The following is a 20,286-nucleotide window of genomic DNA, read 5'->3' on the forward strand; positions in this document are numbered from 1 at the left end:
TCAGGTCGTGGGACCCGGCGCAGGCACGGCGCGTCGCGCGTGTTGCCCGTAGGCCCAGCCCGGTCCGCGGTACGCATAACTCAGGCGCTCGCTCCATCTACGGGATTGAGCGATGTCTCTCATGATGTCGGCGTATTCGCGAAACGCGATCGCCGGCAGTGAGAAGGTATTGAGGTTCTTCGTGAGGCCGTAGGTCGGGCGCTCCTCCTCCTTGCGGAAGGTGCCGAACAAGCGATCCCAGACGATGAAGATCCCGCCGTGGTTCCGGTCGATGTAGTTCGGGTTCACGCCATGGTGGACCCGGTGATACGAGGGCGTGTTCATCGGCCCTTCGAACGGACCCATAGTGTCGATCGCCTCGGTGTGAACCCAGTACTGGTAGACGAGGTTGATCGATCGGGACAGTTCGATCAGCCGTGGTCGCACCCCGAGGTAGGCGAGCAGTCCGTTCGGCACGAAGATGCCGACGATGTCGAGCACGGGCTGGCGCAGCGCAACCGACAGGTTGTAGCGCTCGGAGCTGTGATGCACGACGTGGATCGCCCAGAGGAAGCGGGTTTCGTGCTGGAGTCGATGGTTCCAGTAGTAGATGAAATCCCACCCCACGATGGCGAGGGTCCAGGCGGCGATCCCCGTGCCGAGGTCGCCGCGACGCCTGGCCCACAGCCGCTGTGGTGAGGTCCGTTCGGTCCAAGTTGCGGACGCGACGACCGTCGCGATCCCGATCGCCGCGGCGGCCGCGGTTCCACCGACCCGTTCGACAGTGTCGCGTTCGGTGGCGTCGCGTTCGGTGGGTGTGGTCGGTCGGTCGCTGTCGGGGGCAGCGGCGACTCGTCGGGAGCGGCGGCGACGGGTCGATACTGCGTCTGCGACGGTGGCAATCGCCGCCCCGGCCGCGGCCAGGGTCAGCAGCGGTTTGGCGGCCTTGCCTCGGCCGACCTCGAGGTGCGGTCGAACCTGGGAGTAGGCGAGGGGCACCACGACCGAGCCGACGGCGAGCGCGAGGTTCGCCCGGGTGTCGCGACGCTCGAATCTGGCGGCGTCGAGGGTGTGGTCGTCGGGGCGGCGTTGGAGCCAACGGTTCTCGAGCCACATCGTGGCGAAGAACCACGGCGTGGCGGCGACGGTCGGATCGATACTCATCGGACACCCTCCGGCACTGCCTGTTTTCCGGCACTGCCTGTTCTCCGATAACCAGTGGTCGTGATCACGACCACTGGTTATCGGAGAACAGGCCTCGGTAGCATCAGGCTATGGCAGCCCTCGTCGTTGCGGCGCTCGCGATCGTCGGTTGTTTCGCGGCGGGTGCGTTTGCGTGGACGCTCGGCGAGTACCTCCTGCATTCGAGCTTTCACTGGGCCAAGGGCAAGGGGCTGGCGTCGCGGGAGCACCTGGGCCACCACGTGCGGGCGAGTTGGAGGTTCGACCCGGTGCTGCTGCTCGCCTGGCTGGGGGTCGTGCTCGTCGGAGCCGGGCTCGCTTGGCTCGGGTCTCGGTGGGTGCCATCCGTCGTGGCGTTCTCCTTCTCTGCGGGGTGGACGGTTGGGTACTTCTTCTACGAGTGGCATCACCGTGCCGCTCACCTGCGCGGGCCGCGGAACCGCTGGGAACGGTGGCTGCGGATCAACCACTTTCAACATCATTTCGGGCATCCGACGAAGAACCAGCAGGTGACGATCCCATTGTGGGACCACGTCTTCGGCACGGCCTACACCGCAGACGTCGTCAGGGTTCCCCGGCGCTTGGCGATGCCGTGGCTCCTGGACGAGGACGGGAACCTGCGTCCCGAGTTTGTGGGGGACTACGTGATCGTTGGCGATGACCGTTCGACGACCGAGCGCGGCATTGCGCTCGACACGGCGAGGGCCTTTGCGAACCTCGCTCCGACGTCGAACGACCCCGCCTCGGAGGTCGGCGCAAGGGTACGCTGAGGCGGTCTCATCCCGTCGCTACGCCCGGCGCGAATCCGTATGGGACCACAACAACGGGGGGTGTAGGTGGGAACGTTCATCGCTACGTGGAATCCTAAGAAGTCGGAGCTGTCGCCGCAGGACTTGGCGGCCGCGATCACGGACACATCCGCCGGCAAGGTGTGGCGCGGCGCGTGGTCGATGGGAGCGCGCACACAGGGGATCGTGCCGGGTGACCGGGTCTTCCTGCTTCGCCAGAACGTCGATCGTGGTCTGATCGCGAGCGGCGTCGCGGCCTCGGATATCTATCTCGCCGAGAAGTGGGACGGCTCGGGTGCCGACGCTCCCTACGTCGATGTGGAATGGGATCGGGTGCTCGACCCGGCGGACCGGTTGCCGACCGAGTTGCTTCAGGGTCTGGTTCCCGGTGTCCCGTGGAGATTTCTCCGAGCGTCGGGTGGCGAAGAAGAAGGACTCGGTGCGCAAGAAGACCGGGAAACTGGCATGTGAGGCATGTGGATTCGACTTCGCGGCGATCTACGGGCAACTGGGGGGAGAACTTCATCGAGTGTCACCACACTCGCCCGCTGGCCCAGTTCGGCGCCGGCACGACGAAAGCGTCCGATCTGGCGCTCCTGTGTTCGAACTGCCACCGGATGGTTCACCGAAATCGGCAAGGTGCGTTGTCGGTCGAAGAGTTGAAGGCCATCTTGGCGGCGCCTTGAGCCTGGCGACCGGCCTGCCGAGGTGAACTTGAGGATCAGCGTCGACACGCTTCTCCGAAAACGCCAAAACCCGCCATTTCTGGCGGGTTTGCGCTGTACGCCCCCTGGGACTTGAACCCAGAACCTGCGGATTAAGAGTCCGTTGCTCTGCCAATTGAGCTAGAGGCGCATCTGCCATCGGGGGCGGCTTCGTGGAGGCCGACCCGTCAAGGGCGTTGGTCATGTTACTGCCTCAGCCGTTGGGGTCGCCAAATGCAAATGGGGCCCAAGTCGGGCGTCCGTTCAACCGGGTCGTCCGTTCAACCGGGTCGTTGTGTCGAGGCGTTCGCGGTGCGGTGGATGGCCTGGCCACGGAAACGCAGCGGTTGTTCGTCGTACTCCTCCTGTGCGTGGGCAATCCAACCGGCCGTTCGGGCAATGGCGAACACCGCCGTCGACGCACCGACGGGCATTCGACCGACGTAGGCGAGGGCGGCGAGCGCCAGATCGATGTTGGCGCTCCCACCCGCCTCGGTGGCGACGGCCTCGATGAGTTGACGATCGCCCGCCGTTGCGATGGCCGAGACCGCGTCGAGCAACATTGCGGTACGGGGATCGTTGCGGTGGACGACGTGGCCGACACCGAGCGACGGTGAAGGTTCGTCGGCGCGAGACCTCCCCGACTCGACAAACTCTCGATGCACCGCGGCGCTGGCGCGCCCATGGAGCGCCCCGTCGAGCGCGGCCAGGCCGGCGATGAGACAGGTGTCGGGTCGTGCTCGCGCCGAGGCGGCGACTCGAACCGCCAGCGCTGACAGGGCGAGGCCGTGTTCCGCGAGCAGGACGAGAGCGGTGTTCATCGCCCGGACCCGGGCAGGGGTCGCCTTGAGCGGCGACCACAGATGCCACAGTCGTGTAGCGACGCCGAATCGTGTCGAGACTCTCCCGGAACCGGCGCTTCCGGAACCGGCGTTTCCGGAACCGGCGCTTCCGGAACCGGAGTCGCTGGTGACGCCCTCGACCGTGAGCATCGCTTCGATCGCTCGCCGTCCCGCATCGGTCCAGTCGACGCACTCATCACGGTCACCAAAGTTCGATAGCGGCGCACGGTCGGAATCGAGTTGTCGTCGGGTAATGACCTCGATGAGCCGGGGGATGGTCGTCGACTCATCGATGTGGGGCGCGGGCGAGCGCCGGCGCCCGCGGCTGGCACACTCGGTCGTCCATCCTTTGCCGACCTGTGTGGCCGGCGTCTGCCACAGCAGCTCCGCGACCGTCTCGAACGGGAGGTGATCGTCGATGAGTTCCGACAGGTCCATCCCTCGGTACCGCACGACGCCGTTGGTCACGGTGCTGATTTCGGTGGCGACCAGGAGGTCGATGCTGGCGGGTGCCCGACGTTTGGTCCGCGGGCGTGACCGGCTTGCCAGCGCATCGATCTCGTCGGCGTCGTACAGGCTCGTCTTGCCGTCGGGGCCAGGAACCCGACGCAGAGCGCCACGGCTGACGTAGGCGTAGAGGGTGTTGACGTTGACACGAAGTCGTAGCGCGGCTTCGCGGGCCGGGACCAGCTCTCCCATCTGGACATTCTCATCAACAACATTGACGTAAATCAATCTTGATGAGGGGATGTGCCGGGCGGAGGATCGTGCCATGAACGATCTGCACGGAACCATGAACTCCAACGAGGCTTTGGCGGCCTTCGGTGATGTCGTCGACCGCGTGAGCAAGGGGCACGAGACCGGCTCCGGCGACCCCGGCATCCAAACCTCGGCGCTTTCGGTGAGCGGGTCCCGCGTGGTGTGGCCGTCGTCGTTCGACATCACTGGGCTCGCCTTGGGCGCCGTGGCGAACGCGACGCTGGCGGCGGCACGGCTTTGGGAACTTCGAAACGACCTGGGCACGACACCGCGGGTGTTCGTCGACAGTCGGGCTGCGTGTGCGGCCTTCGCACTCGAGTCGCGTTTCGAGCCCATCGGCTGGGAGCGGCCGCCGATCTGGGATCCGATCGCCGGCAACTATCAGACCGCGAACGGATGGATCCGGCTGCACACGAACTACGCGTCGCACCGATCGGCGGTTGAGGAGGTTCTCGGGGCACACGATCGCGCCGGGGTTCAGGCCGCGGTCGCCACGATGGACTCGAACGAACTCGAAGATGCCGTGGTCGACAACGGGGGAGCGGCTGCGGCGATGCGAACCCGCGAACAGTGGCTGGGCTCCGAAGCCGGTTCGGCCACCGCCGCGCCGACCGCACTGGCGACCACCTGGGCCCGGGCCGTTGCGGCCCCGAAATGGTCGGGCGGCGGTGCGCAGCCGTTCAGCGGAGTGCGGGTGGTCGACCTGACGAGGGTGATCGCCGGGCCGACGTGCACGAGGTTCCTCGCGGGATACGGCGCCGACGTGGTGCGGGTCGACCCCCGAGGATTCGAGGAGGTGACCTCGCTGCTGCCGGAAACGACGTTGGGCAAGCGGTGCGCGGCACTCGACCTTCGAAGCCCAGACGACCGGATCGCTTTCGAGGAACTGGTGGCGGGCGCGGACGTGTTGGTGTGCGGCCTTCGGGCCGCCGCGCTCGAGCGGCTGGGATACGGGCACGATCGACTCCGTACGCTCAACCCGGACCTGATCATCGCGCGGGAGAATGCCTACGGATGGGAGGGGCCGTGGGTCGACCGTCGAGGTTTCGACAGTCTGGTGCAGATGAGTTGCGGCATCGCCGATCGAGAGCGGGCATCGGATGGAGCGCCGGGTGCGCTGCCGGTGCAGGCGCTCGACCACGCGACGGGGTGGCTGCTGGGCGCGGCGGTCGCCCAAGCGCTCACCCAGCGGCTCGTCGACGGTCGGGTCGCCACGATTCACGCATCCCTCGTCGGCATGGCCAACCTGCTGTGGTCGCTACCTGTCCCCGACGTGGAGGCCGCCCCAACCTCGCTCGACGAAATTCCACCCGTCGAGCGGTCGACTCATTGGGGCCCCGCTCGCGTCGTCGGGCCAGCGGCAGGTGTCGATGGTGCGCCCCAGGTGTGGGCCTACGAGGCCGGCCCGCTCGGCCGTCATCAACCTCGCTGGTCGAACTGAAGGCTGCGAGCCTCCATGGTCTCGGCCTGTCCCCGAAGTTTGAAATCGGGGGCGGTTCCGTGGGGTGAGTGAGGGGATTCGAACCCCCGGCCTCCAGTGCCACAAACTGGCGCTCTAACCAACTGAGCTACACCCACCACGGGCGGTGGCGACTATAGCCGGACCGCCCGATCGGCACGAAACCGATTCGCGGCCGCGTTCACAGCCGTGTGAGCGCCCCTCCGGCCCGACGGACCGCACGAGACCGGGCGTCCATTCGTCCAGTACAGCGCCAGTATCGTCCTGTGGACCAAAGGAGGGTGCGATGAAGGAATTCGTGGATCGGGTCGCCGTTGTGACCGGCGGCGGGAGCGGGATCGGCCGAGCGACGTGTCTGGCGTTGGCCGAGCGCGGAACCCGCGTTGCGGTGGTCGACCGGAGCGAGGCCGCAGCCCATGAGACCGCCGACCTGGTCAAGACCATCGGGCCGGCCGCCTCGGTGCACACCGTCGACGTGAGCGATGTCGCTCAGCTCGAAGCGTTGCCGAACGAGGTCCTCGAAGCACACGGTGCGGTGAACATCCTCATCAACAACGCCGGGGTGACCTCCGCTGGTTCGTTCGAACGGGAGTCGGTCGAGGACCTGCAGTGGATCGTCAACATCAATATGTGGGGAGTGGTGCACGGGTGCCGCGTTTTCCTGCCGCACCTGCACGAGGCAGACGAGGCCCACATCGTGAACCTCTCGTCGATGGTCGGACTCGTCGGGCTGCCACACAACGTCGCGTACTCACTGACCAAGGGAGCGGTGCGCGGGTTCACCGAGGGGCTTCGAGCGGAGCTCATCCGTACCAGCATCGGTGTCACCACGGTGTTTCCGGGGTCGATCAACACCAACATCACCCAACACGCGCGGGGCGCGGAACGAGATCGGCTCGCTCGCATGGGCAAGAACCGGCTCGCACCCATCGTGATGCGTCCACCCGCAGCCGTGGCGAACGGCATCGTGAAAGGCATCGAGCGCAACAAGGCCCGTGTCGTCGTCGGTCCCGACGCTCACATGGTCAGCCTGATCACCCGCTTCGCGCCCGGCCGCTCGGGACTCATCGGACGGCTCACCAGCCGCGTCGCCGAGTAGCCAGCGCTGACCGGCCAGCGCCTGCCCGCGCCAGCCTGTTCTCCGATAACCAGTGGTCGTGATCACGACCACTGGTTATCGGAGAACAGGTAGTGTGCGGCGGGACGTGTTCGGCGTGAAGGGGACGGGGCAGCGATGGGTAAGGGCGAAATCGTCGAGTGTGAACGGGTGGATCTGGGGTTCCTCTCGGACGCCCCGATCAAGGTGACGGTGAATCAGGTCGTCGCCTGCACCGGACAACGACTCTGGGACATTCTCGCCGACGGCGAGTCGTGGACCCGCTGGGTCAAGCCGATCGTCGGGGTCGAATGGACCTCGCCGAAACCGCTCGGCATCGGCACCACCCGAACCGTGACCATGGTCGGCGGCCTCGTCGGCTACGAGGAGTACCTCGCGTGGGATGCGCCCCGTCATTTCGCCTTCCGGTTCAACCAGACCACCAAGGGCGGCCCGGAAGCCTTCGTCGAGGAGTACCGCATCTACGACCTCGGCAACGGAAGCTGCAAGGTGTCCTGGACGATGGCGATGCGGATCGGCGGCCCGTCGGCCCGGATGCCGGGGGTCGTCGCTGCGGGCATGAAAAAGGCGAACGCCAGCTTCCTCAAGAAGCTGGCGTCCTATGCCGCGTCGAACCCGGTGCTTGCCGACGACTGATCAACCCACGGGGGTGAACGTGGCGGGCAGCGAGTGAATGCCGGCCACGAAGGCGGAGGGTGAGCGGTCGATCGGGCCGTGCGGATCGCTCAACGTGATGTCCGGCAGTCGCCGGAACAGTTCCTCGAAGACCACCTTGATCTCCATGCGGGCGAGGTTGGATGCCATGCAGTAGTGGGTGCCGAACCCGAATGCGACGTGCGGATTCGGGTTCCGGTCGATCCGGAACTCCTCCGGATTGTCGAACACCCGGTCGTCGCGGTTGGCCGACTGATAGAGCATGAACACCACATCGCCTTCGACGAGGTCGACCCCGTGCAGTGTGATCGGCTTCGCCACGGTGCGGGTGAAGTTCATGACCGGGCTCGTGAAGCGGACGATCTCCTCGACCGCCGAGTCGATCAGATCGGGGTTCGCGATCAGCAGGTCCCGCTGATCCGGGTTCTGGCTGAAGGCGCGCATTCCGCCGGCGATGGCGTTGCGGGTGGTCTCGTTGCCGGCGACCATCAACAGCACACAGAACATCAGCAGCTCATCGCTGCTGAGATCCGAAACCGTTTCACCGCCCTCGTAATTCTGAAGGTGGCCCTCCTCGTATTTCAGCTCCCCGGCGTCGTAGGCAGCGGTGAGGATGGAGATGAGATCCTCGCCAGGGTCGGCTCGGCGGGCCTCGATCAGCCCGGCGATGTGGCTGGTGTATCCCTCGAATGCCTCGGCACCCGCCATGAGCGCTTCGACGTCGTCGGGGCCCGCCGCTTCGGCGCCGATCATCTGATCGGACCACTGGTACAGCGTGCGGCGCATGCTCGGATCGATGCCGAGCAACTCCGAGATCACCATCAGCGGTACGTGCATCGCCAGGTCGCCGACGAAATCGATCTCGCCGGAGCCTTCCACCTCGTCGATGACCTCGTTGGTGAGTTCCCGAACGTGTTCGGTCATCTTGCGCACCTGTCGCGGCGTGAATCCCCGCGACAGCAGGCGTCGTTGACGTGTGTGTTCGGGGTCGTCCATCGACACGATCGACAACGGCACGGCGTTGACCGGACGCACACCGAGCCCGGAGATGAAGTGCTCGGTGTTGCGCGACACCTCGATGACGTCGGCGTGGCGGCTGATGGCGTACATATTGGTATTCGCGTCGAACCAGACAGGATGTTCGTCGCGAAGCCACGCGTAATAGGCCCACGGGTCGTCGTAGAGCGCGGGATCGGTGAGGCTGATCGAGGCGAACTCGTCGTTGGGCATGGATTCCCCCTGCGAAGCGGTGATGCGCCGCCAACCGACGACGCTATTGAACGAGCGTTCAACGGCTCGCAGCATAGCTGGACACGCGCTCAAGCCGTCCATCACTTCCAAGCCGGCCACGACCAACCGCTCCACTGCGGTGAACAAGTGCTGCGGTGAACAAGTGAAGGTGGGGGGCCAAGGGCGGCGGGAGCCCCGGCCACGCCCACCTTCGCGGCTGAGTCTGCCGCACTTTCGCGCGATATGCCAACACCACGGCGTAATTGGTCGCCGTGGTCGAATCGCCGCGTTGCGCCCCCGGTAGGAATCGAACCTACGACCTAGAGATTAGAAGGCTCCCGCTCTATCCAACTGAGCTACGGAGGCAGGCGTGACAAGTGTACTCAGCGGTCACCCGGCGACGCCTCGTGGCCAGGCCCGGACCGGGCAGTAGTGTCGGGTGATGGCCACGAGTCCACTCGGAATGCCCCGTGGGGTGAACGAACCCACCGTCTATGACACCGTCGGAGGGGAAGCGTTTTTTCGCGAGCTCGTCGATCACTTCTACGACAACGTCGAGGCCGACGAGCCGCTGGTCGCGTTGTACCCAGAACGCGACGACCTCGGCCCTGCCCGAGAACGATTCCGCCTGTTCCTGAGCCAGTTCTTCGGCGGGCCGCGCACCTACACCGACACTCGCGGCCACCCGCGCCTGCGGATGCGCCACCTGCCCTTCACCGTCGATGAGGACGGTCGCGACCGTTGGCTTCGGGCGATGCGTTCGGCGATGGATGTCATGGACATCGACCCGGCCATCGATGCGACGATGTGGGAGTACTTCGTGCAGAGCGCCGAGTTCATGCGCAACGACCGCATCCCGGAACAGGACTGATCCCGCCCCACCGGCGGCGTCCACACAACAGCGAGGAGGCTCGGATGGGTCACGGTCACGACCATCACCACGCGACCGCGGCACGTGGCGGGCAGCGCCACCGCCGGCCGCTCGCGATCGCGTTAGCGCTGACCGTCGCGTTTCTTGTCGTGCAGGTTGTGGTCGGGTTCGCCACCGGATCGTTGGCGCTCATCTCCGACGCCGGTCACATGGCCACCGATTCGCTGGGGCTGGCGATGGCGCTCACCGCGATCGTGGTCGCGTCGCGGGGCAGCAGCCGCTCAACGCACACCTTCGGCACCTACCGTCTCGAGATCCTCGCGGCGCTGGCCAACGCCGTGCTGCTATTCGGCGTTGCAGGCTATGTGCTCTACGAGGCGGCGGTTCGGTTGGGCGACCCACCGGAGGTCGCCTCGATGCCGGTCCTGATCGTCGGGGTGATCGGCCTCGGCGTCAACGTCGCGGCGTTCGCGCTCCTGCGCGCCGGTGCCAAGGAATCGCTCAACATCGAGGGCGCCTATGTTGAGGTGTTGAGCGACGCGTTGGGATCGCTCGGCGTGATCGTGGCGGCGGTGGTGATGCACGTCACCGGATGGAGGTGGGTCGACGCGGCGATCGGCAGCGCCATCGGGCTGTTCATCCTGCCGCGGGCCTGGCGTCTCGGTGCCGAGGCGTTGCGGGTGCTGCTCCAGGTCGCCCCCGGCCACATCGATATCGACGAACTGCGCCGTGACCTCGCCGCGCTGGACGGCGTGGTGGACGTGCACGACCTGCACCTGTGGACCCTGACCTCGGAGATGGAGGTGTTGACCGCACACCTCCGCACCGCCCCCGGGGCCGACGCTCACTCGGTGCTCGACGACGCCCGCTCGATGCTCGCGGCCAAACACGGGCTCGATCACGCGACCCTTCAGGTCGAGCCGCTCGACCACGAAGGCTGTGACGCGGTCGATTGGTGAAGATCGCATGGCTCGGTCGAGGCACGTCGTTCAGATGATGTCGAGCAACGTCCACAGAGCAAACCCGGCGAACACGGCGGCCCCGACGTAGTTCAACTTGTCGAGGCTGAACCGCTCGGTGAGCTTCGACCCGAAGGTGGCGGCAAGCCCAGACACCGCCAACAGCGCAGCGAACGCTCCGAGGGCCACGCCGAACGGGTCGCCGGTGCGCGCTGCGAGCGATGCGGTGGTCAACTGGGTGAGATCGCCGAGTTCCGCGAGCCCGATCATGGCGAACGCCGCGAGTGCTGCCGCCTTGGCCGAGGTGTCACCGGTGGCGCCGAGATCGTGTTCCTCCTCGTCGCGGCCCGACAGGGCCTCGCGCAGCAGGAATGCCGAACCTGCGGCGAACATGAAAAACACGACGACGTTGACGACCCGGTCGGGCAGTTTGGCGAGCAGGCCGCCGGCGGCTACGGCGATCGTGACGTGCATCGCGAACGCCGCCGCCGAACCCACCCACACGGCGAGGGGCCGTCGATATCGCGTCGTCAACACGATCGTGGCGAACATCGTCTTGTCGGGTAGCTCGGCGGGAAACACCGCGGCGAACGCCGTCAGGGCGGAACTCATTTTGCATCCCCGATGGTGGTCGGTGCGGGAGTTTCGAGGCCGGCGACCGGTTGGTGGTTCGCCGAGGATCTCAGCCAACCACCAACCGGTCACGCCGTTTCGATGGAGCGGGTGACGGTAATCGAAACCGCATAGCCTGCTTGGAAGGCAGGGGCTCTAGCCATTGAGCTACACCCGCAGGAGTTGGCCACTATAGCGGTTGGTCGGGACGGAGAGATTCGAACTCTCGACCCCCGGCTCCCAAAGCCGGTGCGCTAGCCAGACTGCGCCACGTCCCGATGGCCCCGAACGGGCCGCGCCTACCGTACATGACCGAGGACGTCGCGAACGGAATCCGTCGCAGGCGGCCGATTCCGGCGCCCCTCGGTCGACAGAGTAAGCTTCCGTCCCTGTGAAGTCCTCCATCGAGCCCCAAGAGGGCAACAAGGTCAAAATCTCGGTCACGATCGAGGCGGAAGAGTTCGAGCCGGCGATCGCCGCCGCCTGGCAGGCCATCGCCCGAGAGGTCCGTATCCCCGGGTTCCGTCCGGGCAAGGCCCCTCGCAAGGTGCTCGAGGCTCGGATCGAGCCTGGGTATGCCCGCAGCGAGGCCATCAACAAGGCCGTGCCGGAGTTCTACTTCCGGGCCGTGCGCGAGCACGACGTCGACGCCATCGATCAGCCCGACGTCGAGGTGACCGGCGGAGAGGAAGACGGCGACGTCACCTTCGACGCCGTGGTCGAGGTGCGCCCAGAGATCTCCCTCAGCGGCTATGAAGGCCTGACGATCGAGGTCCCCAACCCGATTCCGAGCGACGACGACGTGACCGAACAGATCGATCGCCTCCGTGGCCAGTACGGCGACCTGGTCGCGGTCGAGCGTCCGGTGCAGCGCGACGATTACGTCACGATCGACCTGTCCGCAAAGCAGGGCGACGAGGTCGTCGAAGGTCTCACCGTCGACAACTACAGCTATGTCGTTGGTTCCGGAGTGATCGTCCCCGAACTCGACGACCACCTCGTGGGCGCCGAGGTCGACAACGAACTCAGCTTCACCGCACCGCATCCGCGCGAGGGCGAAGACCCGGTCGACTTCTCGGTAACGGTGCGCGGGGTCAAAGAACAACAGCTTCCCGACCTCACCGATGCGTGGGTGAGCGACGCCACCGAGTTCGGGTCCGTGGCCGACTTCCGCGACGATGTGGTCGAGCGTCTAAGCGCCGCGCGAAAGTCCGAGGCATCGGTCGCCGTGCAGAACGGCCTCGGCGAAAAGCTTGCCGAGCTCGTGCTCGACGAGGTACCCGAGGCATTGCTGAATGCGGAACTGCGGGCTCGACTCGAAAACATGGTTGGGCGTCTCCAACAACAGGGGCTGTCGCTCGACACGTACCTTCAGGTGACCGGAACCGACCCGGCGACATTCACCTCGGATCTCAAGCGCGACGCCGAGGTGGCGATCAAGGTCGATCTTGCGTTGCGTTCGGTGGCCCGCCAGGAGTCGCTGGATCCGACCCAGGACGACATCGACGGCGAGATCGTCAAAATCGCCGAGCGTGTGGAACTCGATCTCGACACGGTTCGTGAGCGCCTCGATGCGGCCGATCAACTTGTCGACCTTCGTTCCGAGATGGCGCGACGCAACGCGATGCGTTGGATGATCGACCGGGCGGAGATCGTCGACGCAGACGGTCACGCGGTGTCCCGCGACGAACTCGACCTGAACTTCGACGATGATGAAGACGACTTCGGTCACGATCATGATCACGATCACGATCATGATCACGACCATGATCACGACCACGATCACGATCACTGAACGTTGACCCGTCGCTGACCTCAACAGAACGGACTCGCACTATGGCCCTTGCCGCGCAGAACTCGATCATCCCGAACCCGGGCGTCATCTACAAGGATTCGCAGGGTCGAGAGACCGTGACGGATCTCTACACGCGCATGTTGCGGGAAAACATCGTCTTTTTGGGCACCCCCATCAACGACGATGTCGCCAACATGATCTGCGGTCAGTTGCTGTATCTCGAAGCCGAGAACCCCGACCGACCGATCAGCCTGTACATCAACAGCCCGGGTGGAGACATCAACGCCCTGTTGGCGATCTACGACACGATGCAGTACATCCGCCCCGAGGTGTCGACCCTGTGTTACGGGCAGGCCGCGTCGGCCGCGGCGGTGCTGCTTGCCGCCGGGGCCCCCGGGCAACGCCTGGCGCTGCCGAACGCCCGCATCCTGTTGCACCAGCCGTACGCCCAGAGCTACGGCCAGGCCTCCGACGTCGTGTTGGCAGCATCGGAGATCATGCGTCTGAAGGACGCACTCGAGAGCATCCTTTCCCGCCACACCGGCCAATCCATCGAACGCATTGCCGCGGACACCGACCGCGACTTCGTGATGACGGCCCATGAGGCGAAGGAATACGGCCTCATCGATGAGGTGTTGGAAGACCGTACGGTCGTCGACAACAGCGCTGCGATCAGCGCGGTCGTCTGAGGCCCAACCGAGATCCTCAGCGTCATCGGTCCACCGAGGGGCCATCGAGGGAGCCAGGACAGTACGGCCCCGGTCGTCACAAACGGTGCCATCGGCACGTGAACATGGTAAAAGTGTGCGGACCAACCGGGGACATCCCATGGCTCGCACCGGTCGGGCAGCAGTAGGAACGGGGAGAGAAGCGTGGCCAAATTCGGAGACGGCGGGGAGCTGCTGAAGTGCAGCTTCTGTGGCAAGTCGCAGAAGCAGGTCAAGAAGCTGATCGCCGGTCCGGGGGTCTACATCTGCGACGAGTGCATCGAGCTGTGCAACGAGATCATCGAAGAGGAGCTCACCGAGGCCCCCGAGCTCGGCCTCGAGGAGCTTCCCAAACCCCGCGAACTGTCGGCATTTCTCGACGAGTACATCGTGGGTCAGGATCGGGCCAAGAAGATCCTGTCGGTCGCGGTTTATAACCACTACAAGCGCGTGCAGCACGGCGGCCGTTCCGAGGGCGAGGTCGAACTCGCAAAGTCGAACATCTTGTTGATCGGCCCCACGGGTTGCGGCAAGACGCTGCTGGCGCAGACGTTGGCCAGGGTCCTCAACGTTCCCTTCGCCATCGCCGATGCGACCGCGCTGACCGAGGCGGGCTACGTGGGCGAGGACGTCGAGAACATCTTGCTGAAGCTGCTGCAGGCCGCCGACTTCGACGTCAAGAAGGCCGAGACCGGCATCATCTACATCGATGAGATCGACAAGGTGGCCCGTAAGGCCGAGAATCCGTCGATCACCCGCGACGTGTCCGGCGAGGGCGTGCAGCAGGCACTGTTGAAGATCCTGGAAGGCACCCAGGCCTCGGTTCCTCCCCAGGGCGGTCGCAAACACCCGCATCAGGAGTTCATCCAGATCGACACGGTCAACGTGTTGTTCGTGTGCGGCGGCGCGTTCGCCGGCCTCGACAAGATCATCGAGCAACGCATCGGTCAGCGCAGCATCGGTTTCGGCGCCGACGTGCGGACCTCCCAGGAACGCATCGACGGCGACATTTTCTCCGAGGTGCTGCCGGAGGACCTCATCCGCTTCGGCCTGATCCCCGAGTTCATCGGTCGTTTGCCCGTGACCGCGGTGGTCGAACAACTCGACCGCGCCGCGATGGTGAACATCTTGACCGAACCGAAGAACGCGCTCATCAAGCAGTACCAGAAGTTCTTCGAGCTGGAAGACGTCGAACTGGAGTTCACCGACGATGCCCTCGACGCGGTGGCGGAACAGGCACTCGCGCGCGGCACGGGCGCCCGTGGCCTGCGGGCGATCCTCGAAGAGGTTCTGCTCGGGGTCATGTACGACCTGCCGAGCCGCGATGACGTCGGCCGTTGTGTGATCGACGGCGACACGGTTCGCGACAAGGTGTTGCCGACGCTGGTGCCCCGCACCGAACTGGCGCGCACCTCGCGCCCACGTCGCGCCGCGAGCTGAGCGGTGTCGGCTCGCGTCGGCGGCAGCGACCCCGAACGGGTCGCCGACGCGCTCGAGTATCTGCGCCGCCTCGTCGATCACGAGATCTCCTCGGTCGGCATCAGCGCGGGATCGGTCGAGGGGCTCAGTCTCGAACGGCCGGCCAAGGTGCTCGAGGCGCTCGGGCGCCCCGACAAGGCGCTGCGCACCGTGCACATCACCGGCACCAACGGCAAGGGATCGGTCGCTCGGATGGTGGAGGCGCTCGTCACCGCGAGCGGGCTTCGAGTGGGCACCTATCTCAGTCCCGAGGGCACGGTTCAGGAACGCATCCGCATCGATGGAGCACCGATCGACGACGCCTCACTGGCCGACGCGGTGTTGACGGTGCGCAATGTCGCGGACGCCATCGACGTGACACTGTCGGCGTTCGAGGCGGTGACGCTCACGGCACTCGTCGCCTTCGCCGATGCTCCGGTCGACGTCGCGGTGGTCGAGGTCGGGTTACTCGGCCGATTCGATGCGACCAACATCATCGATGGTGATGTGGCCGTGGTGACCTCGGTGGGCGGCGATCACACCGACTTTCGCGACGGCTGGCTCGAACGGGTTGCGGCCGAGAAGGCTGGAATCATCAAACCATCATCGGTCGTGGTGCTCGGCGACCTCGATGACGCACTGGTGCCCATCTTCGCCGGCGAGGACCACGAGCACCTGACCCGGTTCGGACACGATTTCGAACTTGTCGACGACCGGGTGGCTCTCGGCGGCCGTCAGATCGAGGTCGTGACGTCGCACCGTAGCCAACTCGGCGCACTCGTCCCGTTGCACGGGGCACACCAGAGTGTGAATGCGGCGGTCGCGCTCGAGGCGACCGAGGCGGTGCTGCACGTGAATCTGACCGACGAGACCGTCGCCGCAGCGTTCGACAGCCTGTCGTTGCGCGGCCGAGTCGAGGTCGCAGCCGTCGAGCCACTCATCGTGCTCGACGGCGGCCACAACCCCGATGCGGCTGCAGCGTTGGGCTCGACGCTGGCGGAGTCCTTCACGGTCGCCGGCCGTCGAGTCGGGGTGGTGGCCATGTTGGCGGGCCGTTCGCCCCATCGGTATCTCGAGGCGCTGACCTCGCACTTTCCGCTCGATCTCGTCATCGCAGCCTCGCTGGGCGGCGAGCGTGGACTCGACGGTTCGGCGATCGTCGACGCGGCGCAGGCCCTCGGTCTGGCGGTGGTCGAGTCGCCGACGCTGGAGGCCGGCCTGAGACGTGCGATCGAGGGTGGCGATGAATCGGACCTGATCGTGGTGTGCGGGTCGTTTCGGGTGCTCGAACCGGCGCATCGGACACTCAAGGCGCTCCAACACGAACACCCCTAGCGGGGTTCCGCTCGGAAAATTCGTCAAGTCGCGGCCGCGGGCTGTCGATACGACGGGTGCACGCCGAGGAGGAGCCCATGTCTCGACCGAGCGGTCAACCGACCGATTCCAACAGCTCACGTCGCCGCTCTCGTCGGCCACAGCGGCACCAGCGCGGTCAGCGCGGGGCAACCCTGGTCGAATACACGCTGTTCGTGGCGCTGTTCGTGCTCGTCGCCGTCGGCGCGGTCGGTGGGCTCAACAGTGGTGCCAAGTCGTACTTCGCCAACTCCTCCTCGCGAATCGGCGAGCCGATCAACAATCGCACCGAGGTCGACCTGACCGGCACGACGACGGTCGGTGGTGGCTGGGGCGGTGGCGGCGCCACGACCACGATCGCCCCAGCATCCACGACCACGGCTGCATCCACGACCACGGCTGCGCCCACGACGACGGCTGCGCCCACGACCACGGCTGCGCCCACGACGACGGCTGCGCCCACGACCACGGCTGCGCCCACGACGACGGCTGCGCCCACCACGACGACTGCAAAGCGCGTGGTGTCGGCGTCAGTCAGCGCAAAGAAGGCCCGAAAGCGCAACGGCTACAAGTCCACCGCGACGGTCACACTGTCGGCGACGACTTCGCCGTCGGTGTCGGGCACCTCAGTCATCATCGGCCTGTACGCCTCGAACAATTCGAAGCTCGGTGAAGGTAACTGCACGATCTCCGGATCGACATGTACCTTCAACGTCACCCTTGCGTCGGGGTATTCAGGCACGTACTGGAAGATCATCTCGGTCGGCTCATCGGATTGGGACGGAGTGAAGCCGTCGGCGACCGCGATGTGAGATTCGGTGGCGCGAGATTCGGTGGCGTCGGGGAACTGCGCCTAGCATCTTCGCCGCCATGAATCGCACCTTCATCATCTGCAAACCCGACGCCGTCGAACGTGGCCTCGTCGGAGAGATCCTCACCCGTTTCGAACGCCGCGACCTCAAGGTCGTCGCCGCCGAACTCCGCACGATCGACCGTGAGACCGCGTCGAAGCATTACGCCGAACACGAGGGCAAGCCGTTCTACGAGGACCTCGTCACGTTCATCGGGCGTTCGCCGGCGCTGTGTGCGGTGATCGAGGGCCCGACCGACACGTGGCAGATCGTGCGCACGATGATGGGTGCCACCAACCCCGCGGAGTCGGACCCAGGGACGATCCGTGGCGATTTCGGACTGGAAATGTCGGAGAACCTCATTCACGGTTCAGACTCCGCCGAGTCGGCGGCGCGCGAGATCGCCATCTTCTTTCCGGGCCTGTGAGCCTCGGCGCCCAACGCTGCTGAGACCGCATCAGGTCTCGCGATGGAGGGGTCCGGAGTGCTGGAGTACCATGGCTGGCGTTGTTAGTCGCGGATGCCGACGCCGCGCCGGCCGACCGGAGGAGTAGCGAAGCCATGGCATCACGGTTTTCCTCGTTCTCCGGTTTCATGGGTCGCGACATGGCCATCGATCTCGGCACCGCGAACACGCTGGTGTACGTGCGTGGCGAGGGAATCGTCCTGCGCGAGCCATCGGTGGTCGCCGTCCACGCCACCACCGGCCAACCGGTGGCGGTCGGGGCGGAGGCGAAGCGCATGATCGGGCGTACGCCCGCACACATCGTGGCCGTTCGCCCGCTGCGCGACGGCGTGATCAGCGACTTCGAGGTGTGCGAGAAGATGCTGCGGTATTTCATCCAGAAGGTGAACCACCGCCGTTTCGCCCGCCCGCGCATGGTGATCTGTGTGCCGTCGGGGGTGACGGGGGTGGAACAACGCGCCGTGCAGGAGGCCGCCGAATACGCGGGGGCCGCCAAGCCGGTCGACATCATCGAAGAGCCGATGGCCGCGGCGATCGGGGCGAATCAGCCGGTGCACGAACCGCGCGGCAACATGATCGTCGACATCGGCGGAGGCACCACCGAGGTTGCGGTCATCTCGCTCGGCGGTGTGGTCGCCAGCCAGTCGGTGCGGGTCGCCGGCGACGAACTCGACGAAGCGATCATCCAGTTCGTCAAAAAGGAATACAGCCTCGCGCTCGGCGAGCGTACGGCCGAGGAAGTGAAGATGTACCTCGGCTCCGCCTACCCGCTCGAACAGGAAATGCAAGCGGAAATCCGCGGCCGCGACCTCGTCAGCGGACTGCCCAAGACGATCGTCACCTCCACCGAGGAGATCCGCGACGCCATCGAAGAACCGGTCTCGGCCATCGTCGACGCGGTGAAGTTCACCCTCGACAAGACCCCGCCGGAACTCGCCGCCGACATCATGGAACAGGGCATCGTGCTCGCCGGCGGCGGGGCGTTGCTCGCGGGGCTCAACACCCGGATCGCGAACGAAACCGGCATGCCGGTGCGCGTCGCCGACAACCCGCTCGACGCGGTGGCGCTCGGTTCGGGTCAGTACCTCGAACTTCCCGAGGCGGCGCGAGGCGTGTTGCACGGCGCCCGCGGCTAGGCCTCGATCCGACGAATGCACGGCTCGAACCCGCGTCGACCCCGCACGACACTGATCATCGCCGTTCTTGCCTCGCTGACGGTCATCACGATCACGGCCAAGGACGTGCCGGTGATCGGCAGCGTGCGATCGGCGATCGTCGATGCGACATCGCCGATCAACGGCGCGTTTCGCTCGGCGACCAAACCGTTGCGCAACTGGTTCGGAAGCGTCACCGACCACGAGCGTGTGGTCGAGGAGAACGAGCGGCTGCGCGATGAGGTTGCGGTGCTCAAGTCGAAACAGATCGCCAACGCGAACGCCGCCACCGAACTCGAAGCGATCAAGGAGCAGGAGGGGCTTCCGACCGAGGAGCACTTCGACTCGTTGTTGGCGCAGGTGGCGACCGGCCCGTATTCGAACTTCGATGAGCACACGCTGATGTTGACTCGCGGCGCTCGCGACGGGGTGAAGGTCGGAAACCCCGTCGTGACGAGTGTCGGCCTGGTGGGCAAGATCGAATCCACGACCGATTCGACCTCCATCGTGCGCCTCATCACCGACCCCGAGATGGCCATTTCGCTGCGCATCGCCACGAAGGGCACCTACGTTGCCGGTCATGGAACCGGCCCGAACAGCCCCTTCGTCGTCGATTACGGAGTCCCGCTGACCGAGGAGATCGCCGAGGGCGAGACGATCGTCACGAGCGGGCTCAACACCGCCCAGTTTCCGCCTCATATCCCGGTGGGTACCGTGACGAAGGTATCGACGAGTCGATCCGACATGACCCAGGTGCTCGAGGTGGCCTACCTTGCGGACTTCACGCGCCTCAACTATGTGCGCGTGCTGCTCTGGGTGCCGAACAAATGACCCCCCTCGACGTCGCCGCACGCTGGGGACTCGTCGTGGTCATCGCCTTTTTGTTGCAGATCGGCCTCGTGACCCAGATGCGTCCGTTCGGCGTGGTGCCCGACATTCTCGTCGTGCTCGCGGTCTGTGCAGGATTGAGCGGAGGAGCCCAACGCGGCGCGGTCGTCGGGTTCTGGGTCGGGGTGCTCTTCGATGCCGTGCGCCCCCAACATGCGATGGGGCTGTCGGCGCTGGCCTACTCGCTCGTGGCCTTCGCTGCGGGGACCGCACAGGTCGCGATGTTTCGTTCGGCCCGGCTCATGAGCATGCTGATCGTCGCCGTCGGTTCGGTGATCGGCGTGTTGTTGTTCGCCATCGGCCATCAGTTCTTCGGGGGGACCGCGCTGACGAATCCCGACCTGGTTCCTATCCTGTGCGTGTCGTTCTTCGTCGGTCTGGCCTTGTCCCGCCTTGGGTTGTGGGTCGCTGGTTGGGCCGACGGCCCCGAGACCCGAAGCGTCGCCGAATAGGAATCA

The 20,286-nt window shown here is 65.7% G+C and carries 20 protein-coding genes and 5 tRNA genes; 16 read left to right on the forward strand and 9 right to left on the reverse strand.

Annotated elements, in window-relative coordinates; translation table 11 throughout:
- Complete coding sequence (locus M9952_13805) at positions 1-1,143, reverse strand: sterol desaturase family protein (GenBank protein MCO5314000.1); 1,143 nt, start codon at positions 1,141-1,143, stop codon at positions 1-3.
- Positions 1,144-1,253: 110 nt separating this feature from the next.
- Between M9952_13805 and M9952_13810 the strand changes: the two genes are divergently transcribed.
- Positions 1,254-1,931 (forward strand): sterol desaturase family protein, encoded by a 678-nt coding sequence (locus M9952_13810; GenBank protein ID MCO5314001.1) that lies wholly within the window; start codon positions 1,254-1,256, stop codon positions 1,929-1,931.
- 66 nt (positions 1,932-1,997) lie between these two features.
- The gene (locus M9952_13815) at positions 1,998-2,420 is read left to right on the forward strand and encodes a hypothetical protein (GenBank protein MCO5314002.1); all 423 of its coding nucleotides are present in this window, start codon (positions 1,998-2,000) and stop codon (positions 2,418-2,420) included.
- A 311-nt stretch (positions 2,421-2,731) separates the two neighbouring features.
- On the opposite strand, the gene M9952_13820 is transcribed toward M9952_13815, so the two are convergent.
- Both M9952_13820 and M9952_13825 read right to left on the reverse strand, forming a co-directional pair.
- Positions 2,732-2,804 (reverse strand) — tRNA-Lys (locus M9952_13820).
- A gap of 130 nt (positions 2,805-2,934) precedes the next feature.
- A complete protein-coding gene (locus M9952_13825; GenBank protein MCO5314003.1) occupies positions 2,935-4,194 on the reverse strand; it encodes a hypothetical protein in 1,260 nt (419 codons plus the stop codon).
- A gap of 73 nt (positions 4,195-4,267) precedes the next feature.
- Between M9952_13825 and M9952_13830 the strand changes: the two genes are divergently transcribed.
- A complete protein-coding gene (locus M9952_13830; protein ID MCO5314004.1) occupies positions 4,268-5,695 on the forward strand; it encodes a CoA transferase in 1,428 nt (475 codons plus the stop codon).
- A 60-nt stretch (positions 5,696-5,755) separates the two neighbouring features.
- On the opposite strand, the gene M9952_13835 is transcribed toward M9952_13830, so the two are convergent.
- A tRNA-His gene (locus M9952_13835) sits at positions 5,756-5,832 on the reverse strand.
- A gap of 167 nt (positions 5,833-5,999) precedes the next feature.
- On the opposite strand from M9952_13835, the gene M9952_13840 reads away from it, so the two are divergent.
- Positions 6,000-6,812: an SDR family NAD(P)-dependent oxidoreductase gene (locus tag M9952_13840; protein ID MCO5314005.1), complete on the forward strand. Its 813-nt coding sequence runs from the start codon at positions 6,000-6,002 to the stop codon at positions 6,810-6,812.
- Between the two features lie 135 nt (positions 6,813-6,947).
- Positions 6,948-7,466, forward strand: coding sequence for an SRPBCC family protein (locus M9952_13845; protein ID MCO5314006.1), 519 nt, complete (start codon positions 6,948-6,950; stop codon positions 7,464-7,466).
- Here M9952_13845 and M9952_13850 read toward each other — a convergent pair whose 3' ends face one another.
- Positions 7,467-8,714 carry a cytochrome P450 gene (locus tag M9952_13850; protein ID MCO5314007.1) on the reverse strand — a complete coding sequence of 416 codons (1,248 nt, stop codon included), beginning with the start codon at positions 8,712-8,714 and terminating at the stop codon, positions 7,467-7,469. It abuts the gene before it with no gap.
- 292 nt (positions 8,715-9,006) lie between these two features.
- Positions 9,007-9,080 (reverse strand) — tRNA-Arg (locus M9952_13855).
- A 76-nt stretch (positions 9,081-9,156) separates the two neighbouring features.
- On the opposite strand from M9952_13855, the gene M9952_13860 reads away from it, so the two are divergent.
- The gene (locus M9952_13860; protein MCO5314008.1) at positions 9,157-9,585 is read left to right on the forward strand and encodes a globin; all 429 of its coding nucleotides are present in this window, start codon (positions 9,157-9,159) and stop codon (positions 9,583-9,585) included.
- A gap of 44 nt (positions 9,586-9,629) precedes the next feature.
- Complete coding sequence (locus M9952_13865) at positions 9,630-10,544, forward strand: cation diffusion facilitator family transporter (protein ID MCO5314009.1); 915 nt, start codon at positions 9,630-9,632, stop codon at positions 10,542-10,544.
- A gap of 30 nt (positions 10,545-10,574) precedes the next feature.
- Here the strand turns inward: M9952_13865 and M9952_13870 are convergent, their stop codons facing one another.
- The 3 genes from M9952_13870 to M9952_13880 all read right to left on the reverse strand — a co-directional run bounded on the left by M9952_13870 (position 10,575) and on the right by M9952_13880 (position 11,434).
- Positions 10,575-11,156: a TMEM165/GDT1 family protein gene (locus M9952_13870; GenBank protein ID MCO5314010.1), complete on the reverse strand. Its 582-nt coding sequence runs from the start codon at positions 11,154-11,156 to the stop codon at positions 10,575-10,577.
- Between the two features lie 103 nt (positions 11,157-11,259).
- A tRNA-Gly gene (locus tag M9952_13875) sits at positions 11,260-11,334 on the reverse strand.
- A 22-nt stretch (positions 11,335-11,356) separates the two neighbouring features.
- Positions 11,357-11,434 (reverse strand) — tRNA-Pro (locus tag M9952_13880).
- Between the two features lie 113 nt (positions 11,435-11,547).
- Here M9952_13880 and tig point away from each other — a divergent pair.
- The 9 genes from tig (at position 11,548) to mreD (ending at position 20,280) form a co-directional block, all read left to right on the forward strand.
- Positions 11,548-12,951, forward strand: coding sequence for a trigger factor (gene tig / locus M9952_13885; protein ID MCO5314011.1), 1,404 nt, complete (start codon positions 11,548-11,550; stop codon positions 12,949-12,951).
- Positions 12,952-12,992: 41 nt separating this feature from the next.
- Entirely contained in the window at positions 12,993-13,640 is a 648-nt protein-coding gene (locus M9952_13890) for an ATP-dependent Clp protease proteolytic subunit (GenBank protein MCO5314012.1), read from the forward strand.
- Between the two features lie 183 nt (positions 13,641-13,823).
- A complete protein-coding gene (gene clpX / locus M9952_13895; GenBank protein ID MCO5314013.1) occupies positions 13,824-15,098 on the forward strand; it encodes an ATP-dependent Clp protease ATP-binding subunit ClpX in 1,275 nt (424 codons plus the stop codon).
- Positions 15,099-15,101: 3 nt separating this feature from the next.
- On the forward strand, positions 15,102-16,451 hold the full coding sequence (locus M9952_13900) for a Mur ligase family protein (protein MCO5314014.1): 1,350 nt from the start codon (positions 15,102-15,104) through the stop codon (positions 16,449-16,451).
- 77 nt (positions 16,452-16,528) lie between these two features.
- On the forward strand, positions 16,529-17,281 hold the full coding sequence (locus M9952_13905) for a hypothetical protein (GenBank protein ID MCO5314015.1): 753 nt from the start codon (positions 16,529-16,531) through the stop codon (positions 17,279-17,281).
- 58 nt (positions 17,282-17,339) lie between these two features.
- Positions 17,340-17,747: a nucleoside-diphosphate kinase gene (gene ndk / locus M9952_13910; GenBank protein MCO5314016.1), complete on the forward strand. Its 408-nt coding sequence runs from the start codon at positions 17,340-17,342 to the stop codon at positions 17,745-17,747.
- 167 nt (positions 17,748-17,914) lie between these two features.
- Positions 17,915-18,922, forward strand: coding sequence for a rod shape-determining protein (locus M9952_13915; GenBank protein MCO5314017.1), 1,008 nt, complete (start codon positions 17,915-17,917; stop codon positions 18,920-18,922).
- 15 nt (positions 18,923-18,937) lie between these two features.
- The gene (mreC, locus tag M9952_13920) at positions 18,938-19,771 is read left to right on the forward strand and encodes a rod shape-determining protein MreC (protein ID MCO5314018.1); all 834 of its coding nucleotides are present in this window, start codon (positions 18,938-18,940) and stop codon (positions 19,769-19,771) included.
- Positions 19,768-20,280 (forward strand): rod shape-determining protein MreD, encoded by a 513-nt coding sequence (gene mreD, locus M9952_13925; protein MCO5314019.1) that lies wholly within the window; start codon positions 19,768-19,770, stop codon positions 20,278-20,280. Before mreC ends, mreD begins: the two co-directional genes overlap by 4 nt.
- Positions 20,281-20,286: the final 6 nt, after the last annotated feature.

The sequence above is a fragment of the Microthrixaceae bacterium genome (assembly GCA_023957975.1).
In the GTDB taxonomy this organism is placed as follows: Bacteria; Actinomycetota; Acidimicrobiia; order Acidimicrobiales; family Microtrichaceae; genus JAMLGM01.

What these genes read in the sequence shown, in the direction of transcription:
- M9952_13905 (MCO5314015.1), top strand. Translation starts at nt 16,529, where the DNA reads ATGTCTCGACCGAGCGGTCAACCGACCGATTCCAACAGCTCACGTCGC.
- M9952_13860 (MCO5314008.1), top strand. Translation starts at nt 9,157, where the DNA reads ATGGCCACGAGTCCACTCGGAATGCCCCGTGGGGTGAACGAACCCACC.
- M9952_13805 (MCO5314000.1), bottom strand. Translation starts at nt 1,143, where the DNA reads ATGAGTATCGATCCGACCGTCGCCGCCACGCCGTGGTTCTTCGCCACG.
- M9952_13840 (MCO5314005.1), top strand. Translation starts at nt 6,000, where the DNA reads ATGAAGGAATTCGTGGATCGGGTCGCCGTTGTGACCGGCGGCGGGAGC.
- M9952_13865 (MCO5314009.1), top strand. Translation starts at nt 9,630, where the DNA reads ATGGGTCACGGTCACGACCATCACCACGCGACCGCGGCACGTGGCGGG.
- M9952_13830 (MCO5314004.1), top strand. Translation starts at nt 4,268, where the DNA reads ATGAACGATCTGCACGGAACCATGAACTCCAACGAGGCTTTGGCGGCC.
- M9952_13825 (MCO5314003.1), bottom strand. Translation starts at nt 4,194, where the DNA reads ATGGGAGAGCTGGTCCCGGCCCGCGAAGCCGCGCTACGACTTCGTGTC.
- M9952_13870 (MCO5314010.1), bottom strand. Translation starts at nt 11,156, where the DNA reads ATGAGTTCCGCCCTGACGGCGTTCGCCGCGGTGTTTCCCGCCGAGCTA.
- M9952_13915 (MCO5314017.1), top strand. Translation starts at nt 17,915, where the DNA reads ATGGGTCGCGACATGGCCATCGATCTCGGCACCGCGAACACGCTGGTG.
- M9952_13850 (MCO5314007.1), bottom strand. Translation starts at nt 8,714, where the DNA reads ATGCCCAACGACGAGTTCGCCTCGATCAGCCTCACCGATCCCGCGCTC.
- mreC (MCO5314018.1), top strand. Translation starts at nt 18,938, where the DNA reads ATGCACGGCTCGAACCCGCGTCGACCCCGCACGACACTGATCATCGCC.
- M9952_13845 (MCO5314006.1), top strand. Translation starts at nt 6,948, where the DNA reads ATGGGTAAGGGCGAAATCGTCGAGTGTGAACGGGTGGATCTGGGGTTC.
- M9952_13810 (MCO5314001.1), top strand. Translation starts at nt 1,254, where the DNA reads ATGGCAGCCCTCGTCGTTGCGGCGCTCGCGATCGTCGGTTGTTTCGCG.
- ndk (MCO5314016.1), top strand. Translation starts at nt 17,340, where the DNA reads ATGAATCGCACCTTCATCATCTGCAAACCCGACGCCGTCGAACGTGGC.
- mreD (MCO5314019.1), top strand. Translation starts at nt 19,768, where the DNA reads ATGACCCCCCTCGACGTCGCCGCACGCTGGGGACTCGTCGTGGTCATC.
- M9952_13890 (MCO5314012.1), top strand. Translation starts at nt 12,993, where the DNA reads ATGGCCCTTGCCGCGCAGAACTCGATCATCCCGAACCCGGGCGTCATC.